This window comes from Chitinophaga sp. SVR4-12A, from assembly GCF_056754765.1.
The window spans coordinates 1,551,358-1,568,532 of sequence record NZ_JBPGWP010000001.1; the positions used below are offsets into that span (position 1 = coordinate 1,551,358).

At 49.8% G+C, this 17,175-nt stretch carries 12 protein-coding genes; 9 read left to right on the forward strand and 3 right to left on the reverse strand.

Translation table 11 applies throughout. The annotated features are described in order from the left end of the window. Positions 1-7 precede the first annotated feature (7 nt). Both ACR9Y8_RS06290 and ACR9Y8_RS06295 read left to right on the forward strand, forming a co-directional pair. Positions 8-916: an SMP-30/gluconolactonase/LRE family protein gene (locus ACR9Y8_RS06290; protein WP_481212388.1), complete on the forward strand. Its 909-nt coding sequence runs from the start codon at positions 8-10 to the stop codon at positions 914-916. After that, positions 917-2,590 carry an alpha-amylase family protein gene (locus ACR9Y8_RS06295; protein ID WP_481212389.1) on the forward strand — a complete coding sequence of 558 codons (1,674 nt, stop codon included), beginning with the start codon at positions 917-919 and terminating at the stop codon, positions 2,588-2,590. A 60-nt stretch (positions 2,591-2,650) separates the two neighbouring features. Here the strand turns inward: ACR9Y8_RS06295 and ACR9Y8_RS06300 are convergent, their stop codons facing one another. Further along, positions 2,651-3,208 (reverse strand): hypothetical protein, encoded by a 558-nt coding sequence (locus ACR9Y8_RS06300; RefSeq protein ID WP_481212390.1) that lies wholly within the window; start codon positions 3,206-3,208, stop codon positions 2,651-2,653. Positions 3,209-3,861: 653 nt separating this feature from the next. Beyond that, the gene (locus ACR9Y8_RS06305; RefSeq protein WP_481212391.1) at positions 3,862-4,632 is read right to left on the reverse strand and encodes a DeoR/GlpR family DNA-binding transcription regulator; all 771 of its coding nucleotides are present in this window, start codon (positions 4,630-4,632) and stop codon (positions 3,862-3,864) included. 354 nt (positions 4,633-4,986) lie between these two features. Between ACR9Y8_RS06305 and ACR9Y8_RS06310 the strand changes: the two genes are divergently transcribed. The 7 genes from ACR9Y8_RS06310 to pafA all read left to right on the forward strand — a co-directional run bounded on the left by ACR9Y8_RS06310 (position 4,987) and on the right by pafA (position 16,706). Beyond that, positions 4,987-6,591: a glycerol-3-phosphate dehydrogenase/oxidase gene (locus ACR9Y8_RS06310; protein ID WP_481212392.1), complete on the forward strand. Its 1,605-nt coding sequence runs from the start codon at positions 4,987-4,989 to the stop codon at positions 6,589-6,591. Between the two features lie 62 nt (positions 6,592-6,653). After that, positions 6,654-8,156 carry a glycerol kinase GlpK gene (gene glpK / locus ACR9Y8_RS06315; protein WP_481212393.1) on the forward strand — a complete coding sequence of 501 codons (1,503 nt, stop codon included), beginning with the start codon at positions 6,654-6,656 and terminating at the stop codon, positions 8,154-8,156. A gap of 116 nt (positions 8,157-8,272) precedes the next feature. Then, positions 8,273-9,001: an MIP/aquaporin family protein gene (locus tag ACR9Y8_RS06320; protein WP_481212394.1), complete on the forward strand. Its 729-nt coding sequence runs from the start codon at positions 8,273-8,275 to the stop codon at positions 8,999-9,001. A gap of 213 nt (positions 9,002-9,214) precedes the next feature. Then, positions 9,215-10,147 (forward strand): glycerophosphodiester phosphodiesterase family protein, encoded by a 933-nt coding sequence (locus ACR9Y8_RS06325; protein WP_481212395.1) that lies wholly within the window; start codon positions 9,215-9,217, stop codon positions 10,145-10,147. Between the two features lie 172 nt (positions 10,148-10,319). Continuing rightward, positions 10,320-13,385, forward strand: a complete 3,066-nt coding sequence (locus ACR9Y8_RS06330) for a SusC/RagA family TonB-linked outer membrane protein (protein ID WP_481212396.1) — start codon at positions 10,320-10,322, stop codon at positions 13,383-13,385. Between the two features lie 22 nt (positions 13,386-13,407). Next, complete coding sequence (locus ACR9Y8_RS06335; protein ID WP_481212397.1) at positions 13,408-14,985, forward strand: RagB/SusD family nutrient uptake outer membrane protein; 1,578 nt, start codon at positions 13,408-13,410, stop codon at positions 14,983-14,985. Between the two features lie 56 nt (positions 14,986-15,041). Continuing rightward, a complete protein-coding gene (pafA, locus tag ACR9Y8_RS06340) occupies positions 15,042-16,706 on the forward strand; it encodes an alkaline phosphatase PafA (RefSeq protein ID WP_481212398.1) in 1,665 nt (554 codons plus the stop codon). 61 nt (positions 16,707-16,767) lie between these two features. Here pafA and ACR9Y8_RS06345 read toward each other — a convergent pair whose 3' ends face one another. After that, entirely contained in the window at positions 16,768-17,157 is a 390-nt protein-coding gene (locus ACR9Y8_RS06345) for a DoxX family protein (RefSeq protein WP_481212399.1), read from the reverse strand. Between the last annotated feature and the right edge of the window lie 18 nt (positions 17,158-17,175).

The window sequence follows — 17,175 nt, forward strand, 5'->3', positions numbered from 1 at the left end:
CAGTTCCATGAGCAAACATCTCCGTACAGGACTTGTACTGATCTTTCCTGTCTTTATAGCGCTGCAAGGCCAGTGCCAGCAGCTGGACTCCATCCGTGTAGTAGCGCCCGGCGCCACGGTACAGCAAGTGTCCTCACAATTTAAATTCACAGAAGGACCTGCAGTCAACAAGCGCGGTGATATCTATTTCACTGATCAACCCAATGATAAGATCTGGAAATATGATACGAACGGACAACTATCCCTTTTCATGGATAAAACCGGCCGCTCCAACGGTTTGTATTTTGACGCCAAAGGGAACATTATTTCCTGTGCGGATAATAAGAATGAACTGTGGGCCATCAGCCCGGATAAGAAGATCAAAGTGCTGTTAAGCAAATACCAGGGGCATCTGCTCAACGGTCCCAATGACCTCTGGATAGATCCTAAGGGCGGCATCTATTTTACTGATCCCTATTACCAAAGGGATTACTGGGAACGCAAGCAACCCGAGATCGAAGGACAGAAAGTATACTACCTGGCCAAGGGCGCCAAAGAACCGGTAGTAATAGAAGACCAGCTGGAACAACCTAACGGTATCGTAGGCACGCCGGATGGCAAATACCTGTATGTAGCTGATATACATGCCGACAAAACCTATAAATACAAGATCAATGAAGACGGCAGCCTGACAGACAAGCAGCTGTTCGTTTCCAAAGGCTCTGATGGCATGACCCTGGACAATGAAGGGAATCTCTACCTCACCGGTAAAGGCGTTACCGTCATTGATCCTGCAGGCAGCATGATCGGCAATATACCCGTCTCCCCCCGCTGGACCGCCAACGTATGTTTTGGTGGAAAAGACCGTCACACCTTATTCATCACCGCATCAGAATCAGTATATACCTTACGTATGAAGGTAAAAGGAGTAGAATAAATGAATCGCAGACATTTTATTAAGACCACAGGCATCTCACTGGGAGCGTTCCTGGTGAGCGATCATTTGTCAGCTTTCACTGGCAACAAGTTACAATTGATCAATCTACCGGATGAAGTTACTGCCATCGTTAATGATCGGCCAGTAACGTTAAAGGGTATAGGAAAAAAGAGCTGGACGCACGACAACCTGAAAGTAGATCTACAATCTACCGCCAAAGGTATCCTGGTAGCAATAGAAGCGCCGCAAATCAGCCTTACATCCGTTAGCTTAAGCTGGAAAAAGCCAGGGCACCCTTCTTCGCTGGTCTTAAACGACCATTGGGAACGTACCTATGGCGACGTATCCTGGCATAAACCCAACGCGCAGGAAATACTGCCCTGGTACTTCATGGAGTACAATGGTAAAAGTACCAACGGCTTTGGAGTAAAGACAGGCGCCCATGCTTTCTGTTCCTGGCAGCTGAGCGACACGCAGCTGAGCCTTACACTGGATACCCGTTCCGGCGGCAACGGCGTGCAATTAGGCAACCGTAAACTGAAAGCGGCGGAGATCGTAACCATCAAAAGCAAGCCAGGTGAATCTGCTTTTGCCACTACACGGCGCTTCACCGGCATGATGTGCGATCAATCACGGACACCTAAACAACCCGTGTATGGTATTAACGACTGGTATTTCAGCTACGGTAAAAACTCGGAACAACTGATCGTACAACATACTGAACTGTTGGCGCCAATGGCAGAAGGACTGGAAAACCGGCCTTTCTCTGTAGTAGACGCCGGCTGGTATCAAGGACCTCCTGACTCCCCGGATGATGCAGGCTGGGGTGATCGTATGGACCTGGTCAACGCACGCTTCGGCGATATGCACCGCATGGCCGAAAAGATCAAACAGATCGGCATGCGCCCGGGCATCTGGACACGTCCGCTTTGCGGCAGTTACAAGGATCCGAAGTCATTGATGCTGCCTGTTATCCAGGGAAGATCAGAAAACAGGCCCGTGCTTGATCCCACCATACCGGAAAACCTGGAACGCGTAAAACATTATTTTAAGCTGTATAATGAGTGGGGATATGAGATGGTAAAGTTCGACTTCACCTCTAATGATATCTTCGGAAGATGGGGTTTTGAAATGATGAAGGCAGGCGCTATGACAGCACCCGGCTGGCGCATGCATGATAATACCCGCACCAATGCGGAGATTATTGCCAACCTGTACCAGGTGATACGCGAAGCAGCAGGCGACACGTACGTTATAGGTTGCAATACCATCAGTCATCTGTCTGCGGGCGTATTTGAGCTGTGCCGTATAGGCGACGATACCTCCGGCCACGAATGGGCCAGAACCCGCAAGATGGGCGTTAACACCGTTGCCTTCCGGGGCTTGCAGCAAGGCACCTTCTACGGAGCAGATGGCGATTGCGTAGGGCTTACCACCAAAATCCCCTGGGAAAAGAACAAGCAGTGGATGGAGCTGGTAGCGAAAAGCGGTACACCGCTCTTCATCTCTGCACAACCGGAGGCTACAGGCGCTGAGCAAAAGGCATTCATCAAAGAATGCTTCCGCTGGGCTTCGCAACCATTGCCCGTAGGCGAACCGCTGGACTGGATGGAACATCCCTTCCCGCAAAAATGGAAGCTGAATGGAGAGGTGGTGCAGTTTAACTGGGATTGATACAATTGTTATAAAGGGCCGGAGTAAGTATAGCTCCGGCCCTTGTTATTGAAAGTCTCCTTATAACGGCACTTCGCCGGTGGTGATATTCCCGGGCAGGTCGCTAACCTGTATGAGTAGCTTCCCTCCTGCCTTTGCTGCGTTAACGTTAGTAGCAGTATAAAGCCAGGTTCCTTCAGAGGCGGCGACTGCAAACCCTTCTTCCACGATTGCTTCAACAGCATTCAATATAGTTACCAGCACGCTTTCCACTTTGAAATCGTCTACGGCTGCAATACGAATGACATCTCCCGGCGATCCGCTGTAATTGCCAATGTCTATTTCTGTGATGACGGGCGCCTTGAAGCGGTCGCGGAAAGCAATGTTATAAGCGGATGTTCCAAGCTTTGCAATGGCCTGGTAAAGCGCTTTCTGTGCTGGATCGGCCACTACCTTCCTGGCATACGCTACGGCCTGTTTGAATCTTTCCCTATACCGCAGTTGATCTTCAGTCCGTCTGTCAATTGTGCGGATTGCAGGTACGCTAATGACAGTCTTTCCGGCACGTTGTCTGAATACAAGTTCTTCTCCTAATGCACCACTCGCTCCGCGCATGACGCTGTTTCTTGATTGACGCATAACTTTAAAATTTTGTTGTTACAAAGCTCGTTCAGTAAAAATCGAAAGGGTATACCGGAGTAGAGAAAAAGTATACCCGAATGGAGAATTTCAGTTAGTGTGATATTATATTAACAAAATGCGTTGAAGCATAGTGAAAGCATGGAGAAAGCATAGAGAAAGCATGTTGGGAGCATGGAGAAGACAGTTAAAATAACATTAAAGAGGCCGTCATCTATAGGACGGCCTCTTCCTCTCTGTAACAAAACAACAAACAGGGGATAAACGACAGACCAATTGCGATCAGAATTAAAGTCCCCCCGGGTACCATTTGTCTTTCCATAGGATACTAAAATCATTACACGGACCATTAAATGATACACAGGTGAAAAGAGGGTAATAACAACATTAGACTCTAAGAAAAACGGTGGCAATGGTTACGCAAAAGATTAGCGGGTATAGTAGAAAACAGGATGCAGGATAGCTGGGGCCGGAGACGATCATTGGTTGACATTCGCTTTCGCCGGGTCTCCGTCGGTCGCAGTAAAACAAATATATGAGAAACGGGTTATAACAAAAACAGTTTTTTCTCCCGGAACAGGTAGTACAATAGACGCTCACTGCCTCAGTCAGGCAGGATAACGATACTAACTGTTGAGACTGATCGAAAAATTTTATACGATGGTCACTTTAATGCCCATTTCTTCCATCATTTTTACCGTATGATCTGATATACCCCTATCCGTTATAATCTCATCTATCTCTTCCATTCCGCAAATCCGGCCAAATCCACGTTTGCCGAATTTGCTGGAATCTGCCAGTACGATGGTCTTTTGTACAGTAGCGATCATCTTCTGGTTCAGATGGGCTTCCATAATATTGGTAGTCGTCAATCCGAAGTCAACATCGATACCATCTACTCCCAGGAATAATTTGCTGCAGGAAAAATCCTGCAGGATCTTCTCTGCATAGGGCCCGGTAACGGATGATGAGCTGTTGCGCAGCAAGCCGCCGAGCTGTATCACTTCTATTTCGGGATGACGGAGCAGCTCCATAGCTACGTTAAGAGCGGCCGTGATCACGGTAAGGTGCCCCTTGGGATGAATGCATCTTGCCAGCGCCAGCACGGAAGTCCCGGAAGCAATAATAATGGCATCGTTGGGTGCGATCAAAGCCGCAGCTGCCTGGCCGATATCATGCTTTTCATCGCGACGGATCTTTTCCTTTTCATTAACAGGTTTGTCGTTCGTATAGGGGTTATTAAGCGTGGCGCCGCCATGTGAACGGAACAGCAGCGACCTATCCTCCAGCAGCTTCAGATCTTTGCGGATGGTTACGCCGGAAACATCCAGCTCCTTACAAAGGTCTACCACACTGATGTAGCCCTTTTCCTGCAGTCTGTCGAGGATAAACTTATGACGTTCAGCTATATTGATCATAGACATATCTCCTAAAATTAATCTATTGCCGCTTGTTGACAAGAGAATTTTACCGGCTGTTCTCCTTCCTTCCTGTTACAAACCCGGTATTTAACACTTTCAATTGACGAACCAAGCATTTAAATGTTGGATAAAAAGAAAATAATTCGAAATCAATGGAAATTTACGAAATCTCTCCATTTTTATAAACCGTTCATAATTAACCACTAATTAACTTTCCCACCGCTCATTTTCCGCTTAAACAAAATATTTTTGCTTTTTCATATTATTTTATATTTTGGTTTCAATTTATTGGCTTTACTTTTATATCGTGAACAAAGTTAAACATATTGAAAGTATTCAAAAGCCATAAGCAATAAAATGAACAGAAGCGCATTTCTAGAACAGATAGCCAGACTACCGGAAAAACCCTGGGACCTTGTCATTATCGGGGGAGGCGCCACCGGCCTTGGAATAGCCATGGACGCCGCCACCCGTGGATATAAAACCTTATTGCTGGAACAGGCAGACTTTGCCAAAGGTACCTCCAGCCGCAGTACCAAACTGGTACACGGCGGCGTACGCTATCTTGCCCAGGGAGATGTATCCCTGGTAAAAGAAGCCCTGTATGAAAGAGGATTATTGCTGGCCAATGCGCCCCACCTCGCCCATAACCAGGATTTTATCATTCCGCAGTATACCTGGTGGCAGGGACCATTCTATACCATCGGCTTAAAGCTCTACGACCTCCTGTCAGGTAAACTCAGCCTGGGCCGCTCCCGGCATATCGGCAGGAACGAAGTGCTGGAAAAACTGCCTACCATCCGCCGCCAGGGATTAAAAGGCGGTATCGTATATCATGACGGACAATTTGATGATGCCCGCCTGGCCATAAACATCGCACAAACTTCTGCGGAGAACGGCGCCGTATTGCTGAACTATTTCAAAGTAACCGGGCTGGAAAAACAGGCAGACGGACGCATCAACGGCGTTAAGGCTAAAGACCTGGAAAGCGGCCGTACCTATACCCTGCCGGCTAAAGTGGTGATCAATGCCACCGGCGTATTTGTGGATGAGATCCTCCAGCTGGACAACCCGGGCGCACGCCCCATGGTAAGGCCCAGCCAGGGAGTGCACGTAGTGCTGGACCGTTCCTTCCTGCAAAGCGATACCGCCATTATGATTCCGAAGACTGACGACGGCAGGGTGCTGTTTGCCGTGCCCTGGCATAACAAAGTATTACTGGGCACCACGGATACACCGCTGAACGAACACAGCATGGAACCTGTAGCGCTGGAAGCGGAGATTGAATTCATCCTGAGAACAGCCACCAAATACCTCTCCCGCCCTCCTGGCCGGAGAGATGTGCTGAGCGTATTTGCAGGGCTGCGCCCCTTAGCGGCTCCGCAGAAAGAAACCGGCAGCACAAAAGAAATATCCCGCAGCCATAAGATCCTGGTAGCGCCTTCCCGCCTGATCACCATCACCGGCGGTAAATGGACCACCTTCCGGAAGATGGCAGAAGATACCGTGAATGAAGCGATCAAAACCGGGAGCTTGTCTGCCGCTCCCTGCCGCACCAAAGAACTGCGTATACATGGATACGTTCCTCAGCCAGCCTTCGCAGCACCGCTGAATGTTTACGGCAGCGATGCTTCCATGCTGCAGGCAATGACCGCCCTGCATCCGGAGCTGGGGCAACAGCTTCACCCGCGCCTGCCCTACATTAAAGCACAGGTGATCTGGGCCGTGCAGCACGAAATGGCCCGTACCGTAGAAGATGTGCTGGCAAGAAGGCTCCGCGCCCTTTTCCTCGACGCAAAGGCTGCCATCGATATGGCGCCGCAAGTGGCCGCACTCATGGCCGCAGAGCTGCAGCAGGATGCTGCCTGGCAAAAAGAGCAGGTCAGCGCATTCACCGCCATGGCGCAACATTACCTGTTGCAGCCGGTCAATACAAATGAACAGCAGCGCGCCACCGCCTGAACTGACAACTAATAACTGACAACTAACAACTGATAACTGACAACCAACGACTAATATTCCCGATGAAAGACACGAACAAATACATCATGGCGCTTGACCAGGGCACTACCAGCTCAAGGGCCATCCTGTTTGACAAGGCAGGCGCTATTGTTTCAGTGGCGCAAAAAGAATTCACACAGATCTTTCCGCAGCCGGGATGGGTGGAACATGATCCCGCAGAGATCTGGAGCAGCCAGATAGGCGTAGCTACAGAAGCCATCGCCAAAGCCGGACTGGAAGGCGGGCATATTGCAGCCATCGGCATTACCAACCAGCGCGAGACAACTATTGTATGGGACCGTGAGACCGGTAAACCCGTGTACAATGCCATCGTGTGGCAGGACCGCCGTACCGCAGATTATTGCGATAGTCTGAAAGCCGCCGGCCACGAAAAAATGATCCGTGAGAAAACAGGGCTTGTGATCGATGCTTATTTCTCCGGCACAAAAGTGAAATGGATCCTGGATAATGTACCTGGTGCAAGAGAACGCGCCAGGCAGGGCAAACTCGCCTTTGGCACCGTAGATGCATGGCTGGTATGGAGCTTGACGCATGGCGCCGCACATGTTACCGACATTACCAATGCATCGCGCACGATGCTCTTTAATATCCATACCCAGCAATGGGATTCAGAACTACTGGAGCTGCTCGATATTCCGGCTGCTATACTGCCGGTTGTAAAAGAATCCAGCGAAGTAGTAGGTGAAACTGCCGCCGGCGTCTTTGCTGCACAAATACCTATTTCCGGTATTGCAGGCGATCAGCATGCTGCACTGTTCGGACAAATGTGCACGGCTCCCGGTATGGTAAAGAACACTTATGGCACTGGTTGTTTCATGCTGATGAACATCGGCAGCAAGCCTATCATCAGCCGTAACAACCTGCTGACTACCGTTGCCTGGAAAGTGAATGGCCAGGTACAATACGCATTGGAAGGCAGCATCTTTATTGCCGGCGCTATTGTACAATGGCTGCGCGACGGCTTGGGCATTATCCGCTCTTCTGCAGAAGTGGAGGCGCTGGCCGCCAACACCAACGCTAATGAAGGCGTATACCTGGTACCTGCCTTTGCAGGTCTTGGCGCCCCGCATTGGGAGCAACATGCGCGCGGCACACTGGTAGGCATGACACGTGGCACTACCGCTGCACACATTGCCCGTGCAGCGCTTGAAAGCATTGCTTACCAGACCATGGAAGTATTAAAAGCCATGGAAGCCGATGCCAACATCAGCATAAAAGAACTGCGTGTAGACGGTGGCGCTACCGGCAATAATCTGCTGATGCAATTCCAGGCAGACATACTGCATACCAAAGTAGTAAGGCCCCGTATCACGGAAACCACCGCTATGGGTGCAGCTTACCTTGCCGGCCTGGCCGTTGGCTACTGGAAAGACCTGGAGGAGATCGGCAGCCAATGGCAGATGGATAAATGCTTTACACCCGATGGAGATCAAAATAACCGGGAAGAATGGATCAGCGGCTGGAACAAGGCGGTAAAAGCCGCCAAGAGCTGGGCCGCTAATTAAATAGAGTTGTTAGTTGACAGTTGACAGTGATCGAAGCGAGTATAATAACTGATAACTGATGACTGTCAACTTGCAACTGACAACTACATTCACTAAACCAAAATCAATCCATCATCATGCATCCCTTTTTAGCGGAATTTCTGGGCACTGCACTGCTGCTGTTACTGGGTAACGGCGTTGTGGCAAATGTGGTGCTCCATAAAACAAAAGGTAACAGCAGCGGCTGGATCGTGATCACCACCGGCTGGGCCCTGGCCGTATTTGTAGGCGTTGTGCTGGCAGGCCCTTACAGTGGCGCCCACCTGAACCCGGCGGTCACCATTACCCTTGCACTAGCCGGTAAATTTGAATGGAGCCAGGTGCCGCTGTTCATCACCGCGCAAATGCTGGGCGCTATGGCCGGCGCGCTGGCCGTATGGCTGAACTATAAAGACCACCTGGATGAAACACCTGACACCGGTCTGCAACGCGCTGTGTTCTGTACAGAACCGGCTATACGCAAAGCTGGCAGGAATTTTATCTGCGAGCTCACCGGCACCTTTGTGTTAATGATTACCATTTTCTATTTCACCAATGCAGAATTGGGGCAGGATAAAACACCGATCGGGCTAGGCTCCCTGGGCGCATTGCCCGTAGCCTTGCTGGTATGGTCTATCGGGCTTTCGTTGGGCGGCACTACGGGATACGCCATCAACCCGGCAAGAGATATGGGACCGCGCATTATGCATGCCCTGCTGCCTATCAAAGGAAAACAGGGAAGCGACTGGGCCTATGCCTGGGTGCCTGTTGCAGGGCCGCTGGCAGGCGGCGCACTGGCAGCAGCTTTATACATGCTTCTTAAATAAGTGATCATAACCATTGCCTACTGTAGCTGTATTGTAGTACATGCACCAAACCAACCAGACCCTGACTTTCCAAGGGTTTTGAGCCTTGGAGGGTTAGGGTAGGTTGGCAGCTTAAAAATTTGGGAATTAAAGGGACGAAAACTGTAGCAGTAAACCTGTAGCAAGCAGACTGTAGCACTTGATACGTAGCATTAAACAAACAAACGTTAATAAATGAAAAAGCGAAGCTTTTCCCTGGTGGCATTGGCCATCGGGATAGCAGGCAGCATGTTCATTGCCTGCAGTACAACCCGTCATTCCGCAAGCGACGGTAAGGGCTTACCGGGATTTTACAAAGTAGGGCATCGCGGCACAAGGGGACTGATGCCGGAGAACACCATCCCTGCAATGACCAAGGGTTTAGAAACAGGCGCCAACACCATCGAGTTCGACGTGCACATCACGAAAGACAAACAGGTGGTAGTGTATCACGACGCCCACTTTACGCCTGCCTATACCACTATGCCGGATGGCAGCGATATTCCCGCGGCAGACAAGGACAAGTACACTTTCTACCAGATGGATTATGCCAGGATCCGGCAGTTCATCATCGGCGAAAAGCCTTATCCTGCCTTCCCGGAGCAACAACGCATGCGTTCTTACACGCCTACTTTGTCTGAAATGATCGATTCCGTAGAGGCGTATACGAAAGCTCACCACCTTCCACCGGCATACTACCTGCTGGAGATCAAATCTTCCGAAAAAACAGATGGTACAGAACAACCTGCGCCCGAAGAGTACATGCGCATACTGATGGGGGTAAAAGAACTGCAGCCGCTGGGCAACAGGTTGCTGATACAGTCTTTCGACATGCGGCCTTTACAGGTGCTGCACCGTACACACCCGCACATTAAACTGGGATTTCTCACTAGCGATAAAAAGGCAAGCTTCGAACAACACCTGGAACAATTAGGCTTTACACCATTCTTCTACAACCCGGAATATCACCTGGTAACACCGGAGCTGGTGAACAAATGTCATGGAAAGGACATCAAAATTGTTCCATGGACAGTTCAGGATCCTGCCGAAATGAAAAGGCTTGCTACAAGCGGGGTAGACGGCATTATCACCGATTATCCCAACAGGCTGCAACAGGCAGGACTATAAAAGTTTGACGTTTGAAGTCTGAGGTTTGAGGTTCGTTAAAAGTTAAATGTTGATGACAGGTATCCTGCCTGGATAGTTGTTTTGAACTTTTAACATCCAGCCAACCTCAGACTTCAAACCTCAAACTTCAAAGCATATGATTCAACTTTCAACCTTCAAATCTTAAACGTTTATGAAACTGTACAAAAGATCCCTCACCTCATGCCGAAACGCATTGATGTTAGTGATGGGGATCCTCTGCATCTCCTCCTTATCCCTGCAGGCCCAGGACCTGCCTATTACCGGAAAAGTCAGCGCCGCTAACGGCACACCCCTTCCAGGGGTGACCGTACAAGTGGCCGGCACCGCACATGGCACGGCCACCACTACCGATGGCAGCTTTAAGCTGAACGCTGCCTCCGGGTCTACCTTGAAATTCACGTTTGTAGGCTATCTACCTAAAGAAATTAAAGTATCCAACGCCACACCGCTGACTGTAACGCTGGAAGAAGACGTGCAGAAGCTGAACGATGTAGTGGTAGTAGGTTATGGCACACAGAAGAAAGCAACGTTGACAGGCGCTGTCACTACTGTGAATATGGTGGACAAAGACGGGCAGCCGCTGACCAACGTGAGTAATGCGCTGGCAGGAACGCCTGGTATCTTTGCCAATCTTAGTAACAGCCAGCCGGGTGTGGATAGAAGCACTATCCGCATCAGGGGCATCGGTACCCTCAACAACTCCAATCCGTTGGTGCTGGTAGATGGTATCGAATATTCCATGGATGAACTGAACCCGAACGATATAGAGACGGTAACCGTATTGAAAGATGCAGCTGCCGCCATCTACGGATCAAGGGCAGCTAATGGCGTAATACTGGTGACCACCAAAAAGGGCCGCGGTACCGCCAAAGTAAACTATAGCTACTATTATGGTCAACAAAAGGCAACCTACCTGCCCGACATCATCGACGATCCTATTGCTTATATGAAACTGAAGAATCAGGCCCTTGCCAACGAAGGTAAATCCCCTGATTATTCTGATGCGGAAATAGCAGAATATGAAAAAGGTATGCTGACAGACAGGATCACTTACCCGGCTAATAACTGGTATGATATTGCCCTGAAGAACGGCGTGATCCAAAAGCACGACCTCAGCGTAGCCGCCAGCACTGATAAATATCAATATCGCTTTTCATTAGGTTACCTTGACAGGAACGGTATCCTTTTCGGCCCGGGTAACCACGAGAAGAAATATTCCCTGGGACTTAACGCCAGCGCCAATGTAAATGAAAAGCTGAAAGTAGGAATTACGATGGACGGTTACTACCGCAATTATACCGTGCCTTTCTACGACGCCACATGGCAGTACCTTTCCAGGGCCCTGCCCATCCTCACAGATACCCTGGCAGACGGTCGCTATGGCAATTCCTGGCTGAGAACACCCGGCCGGAACAACTGGGAAAATCCCCGTATGCTGGCTTACAATGGCTTGCAGACAAAAGTGGTACAGCGTTTCCTGGCAACTGTTTTTGCCGAGTATAAACTGCCTTTTGACATTACCTATAATATCAAATTCGGTGTTGACAAATACGATGGTATGTTGAACGGTTTCACACCCCGTATGCAAACCTTCAACCCAAAAACAGGAGCAGCCATTAACTGGAACAGTCCGGCCACCGCGCCCAGGGCTACAAAAGAGGATTACAATAACCTGAACATCCACTTTTACAATACCCTGAACTGGCAACATCAATTCGCAGAAAAGCATAACCTGGCCTTAATGTTCGGTGCTGCCTACGATAATTTCGAGACAGATGAATGGGCCACCAGCATGTACGGCTACCTGGACGGAACCCTCGATGCACTCGATGCAGGTACAACATGGAATGCTACTTCGGGTAACAAGACCCGCGATGTGCTGGAATCTTACTTCGGCCGTGTGAATTATGACTACGATGGCAAATACCTGTTTGAGTTCACATTCCGGTCCGATGGTTCCTCCCGATTTGCCCCCGAGAATCGCTTTGGCTTCTACCCTTCCGTATTTGCAGGTTGGCGTATAGACAAAGAGGGCTTCTTTACGTCTAAACTGATCAACCAGCTGAAGCTGCGCGGATCTGTAGGCACAATGGGCAACCAGGCAGTAGACCTTTACAGCTATGAACCTGCAGTAAGACTGGGTCACGAATATAGCTTTGGCGGCGTGCTTAACTCCGGTGCTGCTGTAACAGACTATTCATACCGCGGTATTCGCTGGGAGAAGACCACCATGTACAATGCTGGTCTCGACATCAATCTGTGGGATAACCGCATAGGCGTTACCCTGGATGCTTACAAACGCCGCACTTCTGATATCCTTCGTCCGGTAAACATTCCGGCCCAGGTAGGTAATCTCGGAGGGCCCAAAAAGAACGTCGGCACCGTAGACAACACCGGTCTTGAGCTCACCCTGCAATACCGTAACAGCATCGGTCAGTTTGACTATGGCTTTAACGGTAACGTATCCTATAACAAAAATAAGGTAGTAGACCTCAACGGCGAGATCATCTACGGTAGCGGCAACCTGGCCGGCACCATCACGAAAGAAGGCCTGACCATGGGCTCTTACTATGTGCTGCAGGCAGATGGTATCTTCCAGACAGAGGACGAAGTGGCCCGCAGCGCCAAACAAAGTGTGAATACAAAACCTGGTTATATCAAGTTCCGTGATGTGAACAACGACGGCATTATTAACGGCGACGACCGCGTGGTAGTAGACGCTTCTCCCCAGATGCCTAAATTCACTTACGGATTCGGACTGAACTTTGGCTACAAAGGCATATCGCTGACAGCTAATTTCCAGGGCATTGCCGGCGTAAAAGTGCTACCCACTGCCAACCTGGCCTTTCCCTTCAACAACGGCGCCAACGCTACCTGGGAATGGGCTACCGATGCATGGACGCCTGAACACCGCGATGCGAAGCTGCCTATCGTAACCACCAGCACCGGCTCAATTGACAACTACCAGCGCTCTACTTTCTGGATCAGGGACAACTCTTACCTGCGTATGAAGAATATTCAGCTGGCTTATTCACTGCCGGACCGCTGGCTGTCAAAAGTAAAGATCAGCAAAGTGTCCCTGTTCGTGAACGGCCAGAACCTCTGGACCATCTCCAAGTACAAAGACTTTGACCCTGAGGCCATCCTGAACCAGACCACATTGTACTTCTATCCCATGCTGAAAACATACAGCGGAGGCCTGAACGTAACTTTCTAAACCAGTAAACAAATTGACGATCATGAAAAAGATATATCTCCTGATCACCTGCGCCGGTCTCCTGGCATCAGGTTGTAACACCAGTCTGCTGGATACCCAGCCGCATGACCGATATACGGAAACCACTTTCTGGACCACTCCGGAAGCCGCCAATGCTGCACTGGTAGGCTGCTACTCTATACTGCGCAACGATGGTATCTTTGGCGGTAAGAACTCCAACGGCGGCTCTGCCACCGCCCTCTGGGATGAAACGCTCTCTCCTAACGCCTATAATTACAGCAATTCATATAGCTTTAACACCGTTGCTTCGGGCCAACACAATTCCAGCACCGGCGGTGTTATCACCGGCCGTTATGGCGACTGCTACAGTGGCATCGGCCGCTGCAATACCTTCCTGGCAAAAGTGGATGAAGTGCCAAACATGGATCCTGAAGTAGTGACCCGCATGAAGGGAGAAGCCATTTTCCTGCGTGCGCTCTATTACTTCATTCTGCAGAACTATTACGGTGGCGTACCGCTGATCCTGGACCCTCCCAACAATGAAACACAAGGAGGCCTGCCTCGTACTCCCCGTGCTGAAGTAGTAGCGCAGATCCTGAGAGACCTGGACGATGCAGCCGGTATGTTACCGCCTTCATTCTCCGGTACCAACAAGGGTAGGGCTACCAAAGGCGCCGCCATGGCCCTGAAGGCGAGAGTATTATTGTATGAGGCCAGCCCTCTGCTGAACACCGCCAATGACCTTAACAAGTGGAAAGCTGCGGCAGATGCTGCCAAAGCAGTAATGGACCTGGGCACCTATTCCCTGTTCAACGATTACCGCGCGTTGTTCCTGCAGGCCAATGAAGGAAGCAAGGAATCCATCTTTGATGTACAATACCTCTTCCCCAACCAGGGCAGCTCTTTTGATCTGATCTGCACACAGTACAATACCAATGCGCCGCTGCTGGAATTTGCACGCTCCTATTATATGAAGAATGGTCTGCCTATCACAGATCCTGCTTCTGGTTATGATCCGGCTAATCCTTATGCTAACCGCGATCCGCGCCTGTATGCCACCTTTACCTATCCCGGTGATGTATACAGGGGCAAAAAGATAGATTCCACCCGCTTTGCGATCACCGGCTACGGCATGAAGAAGTACGGTATCTATGACAGTATCGTTCCGCCTGCTGATAAATCAGATCTGAAAGACGGCCAGTCAGACATCAACTTTATGGTGCTGCGCTATGCCGATATCCTGCTCATGTATGCTGAAGCGCAGAATGAATTCGCAGGCCCCGACGCTACTGTATACGCAGCATTGGATGCTATCCGCGACCGTGTAAAAATGCCGCACATCACACCTGGTCTTACAAAAGATCAGCTGAGAGCAGAGATCCGTCACGAAAGGCGTATAGAACTGGGTGGAGAAGGATTATACTACAACGATGTACGCCGCTGGAAAATAGCTGAAACCGTGTTAAACACTAACATCTACAGCTGGAGCGGTAAATATCTTGAGAAGAGAAGCTTCAACCCGGCAAGGGATTACTGGTGGCCCATTCCATTGGCAGAAAGGGACATGAATCCGGCACTGGAACAGAATCCACAATATTAATTGTAAGTTTGAGGTTTGGACATTGTTTCAAACCTCAAACTTTTTAAATCTAATTTATGTACGGAACCAAAACGCTTTCAACCCTGTTGCTTGCAGGCAGCTTCGCTGTATTGCAGCATGCTCCTGCTAAAGCACAGGCGCCTGTTAAAGCACAGGTAAAAGATGAACCCAAACTGGTAGTAGGCATCGTGGTAGATCAGATGCGCTGGGATTATTTGTACCGTTACTACGACCGCTATGAAGCGGGCGGCTTCAAACGTATGCTGGAAGAAGGATTCTCCTGTGAGAACACTTTCATCAGTCATCTCCCTTCTTTTACCGCAGTAGGCCACAGCACGGTGTACACCGGCTCAGTACCTGCCATTCACGGTATTACGGGTAATGACTGGATCGATCAGCAGAGCGGCCGCTCCTGGTATTGCACGGAAGATACGCTGGCAAAATCTGTAGGCACTAGTTCCAGTGCAGGCCAGATGTCGCCACGTAACCTGCTCGCCTCTACGATCACAGATGAGTTACGCCTGGCCACTAATTTCCGCTCCAAGGTAGTAGGCGTATCGCTGAAAGACCGCGCCTCCATCCTGCCCGCAGGGCATACGCCCAACGGCGCCTTTTGGTTTGATGACGCGAATGCCAGCTTTATTACCAGCACCTATTACATGCAGGAGCTGCCTGATTGGGTAAAGCGTTTCAACGAACGCAAAGAGCCTGCACAATTAATGTCTAAACCATGGGAAACATTATACCCCATCAACACCTATATACAAAGCACTGAAGACCAAACTAAGTGGGAAGGTAATTTTGTCGGGGAAACAGGCACCGTGTTCCCGCACAACATGCCGGCCATCTATCCAAAAGATCCCGGCAGCCTGCGCTCCACTCCTTCCGGCAATACTCTCACACTGGACTTTGCCAAAGCAGCCGTGGAAGGCTATAACCTGGGAACCGGCACTGTTACTGATTTCCTGACCATCAACTGCGCCTCTACAGATTATGTAGGGCACAAATTCGGTCCTAATTCTATAGAAGTGGAAGATACTTACCTGCGCCTGGATAAAGATCTCGCTGCCTTCTTCCGCTTCCTGGACCAGCGTGTAGGCAAAGGTAAATACCTGGTCTTCCTGACAGCAGATCATGGCGCCGCGCATTCCGTAGGCTTCCTCCAGGAACACAACATACCTGCCGGTTTTGTGAGAGACAGGCAGATGCTGGCATCACTGGATAGCCTGCTCAATGTACGCTTCGGGATAAAAGGCCTGGTACGCTCCGGCGCCAACTATCATGTTAATTATAACATCGGTAAGATTGATTCCGCTAAGCTGGACTATGATGCGATCAAGAAAGAAACGGTGAAATTCCTGCAGCGCCAGCCAGGGATACAGTTCGCAGCAGATGTAGATAATATCGGTATCAGCCCATTACCTGAACCCATAAAAAGCATAGTGATCAACGGCTATAACCCGAAACGCACTGGCTCTGTAATGATTATCCCTGAACCGGGCTGGTACCAGGGCTTTGAGAAAGGTACTACACATGGCAACTGGAACGCTTACGATGTACATATCCCACTGGTATTTATGGGCTGGCATGTGAAGCACGGCGCCAGCAATAAAACCGTGCATATGACGGATATCGCGCCTACCATTGCCGCCATGCTGCATATACAAATGCCTGGTGGCTGTGTAGGCAAACCTGTAACAGATCTTACAGAACGGCCCTGACCTATTCCTATGACGCTATACTAAAACAGAAGAGGGCTTCCTGAGAAGCCCTCTTTCTATTTTACAGTGCCGGCGCCGGCATTGGAGACGCCTTGAGTTTTTTGTGATGATAAATATAGGATACTGCCAGTACAGCCAATATCACGGCAAAGAACAGCAATCCTCCCAAAGGACCGCCCACTGCCACGCCGGAATAAGCAGCGCCCAGCAAATCAAAAGTAAGGCCCGCATACGCCCATTCTTTCAGCCTGGGAAAGCCCGGCACCAGTATCGCTATGGCGCCCAGGATCTTAGCAATACCCAGGAAAGGCGATAAATAAGCAGGATATCCCAACATTTTGAAAAGGTCCAGCGCTTCCTTGGTAGACATTGCATTGGTAATACCTGAGAATAGCATGAGCCCCGCTATCAGGATGGTAGAGACCCAGTAAATGATCTTAATCTGTTTCATGTTATAGGTTTTTTAGGT

Coding starts and splice junctions, on each gene's coding strand:
- ACR9Y8_RS06290 (WP_481212388.1), top strand. CDS start 8: ATGAGCAAACATCTCCGTACAGGACTTGTACTGATCTTTCCTGTCTTT.
- ACR9Y8_RS06295 (WP_481212389.1), top strand. CDS start 917: ATGAATCGCAGACATTTTATTAAGACCACAGGCATCTCACTGGGAGCG.
- ACR9Y8_RS06300 (WP_481212390.1), bottom strand. CDS start 3,208: ATGCGTCAATCAAGAAACAGCGTCATGCGCGGAGCGAGTGGTGCATTA.
- ACR9Y8_RS06305 (WP_481212391.1), bottom strand. CDS start 4,632: ATGTCTATGATCAATATAGCTGAACGTCATAAGTTTATCCTCGACAGA.
- ACR9Y8_RS06310 (WP_481212392.1), top strand. CDS start 4,987: ATGAACAGAAGCGCATTTCTAGAACAGATAGCCAGACTACCGGAAAAA.
- glpK (WP_481212393.1), top strand. CDS start 6,654: ATGAAAGACACGAACAAATACATCATGGCGCTTGACCAGGGCACTACC.
- ACR9Y8_RS06320 (WP_481212394.1), top strand. CDS start 8,273: ATGCATCCCTTTTTAGCGGAATTTCTGGGCACTGCACTGCTGCTGTTA.
- ACR9Y8_RS06325 (WP_481212395.1), top strand. CDS start 9,215: ATGAAAAAGCGAAGCTTTTCCCTGGTGGCATTGGCCATCGGGATAGCA.
- ACR9Y8_RS06330 (WP_481212396.1), top strand. CDS start 10,320: ATGAAACTGTACAAAAGATCCCTCACCTCATGCCGAAACGCATTGATG.
- ACR9Y8_RS06335 (WP_481212397.1), top strand. CDS start 13,408: ATGAAAAAGATATATCTCCTGATCACCTGCGCCGGTCTCCTGGCATCA.
- pafA (WP_481212398.1), top strand. CDS start 15,042: ATGTACGGAACCAAAACGCTTTCAACCCTGTTGCTTGCAGGCAGCTTC.
- ACR9Y8_RS06345 (WP_481212399.1), bottom strand. CDS start 17,157: ATGAAACAGATTAAGATCATTTACTGGGTCTCTACCATCCTGATAGCG.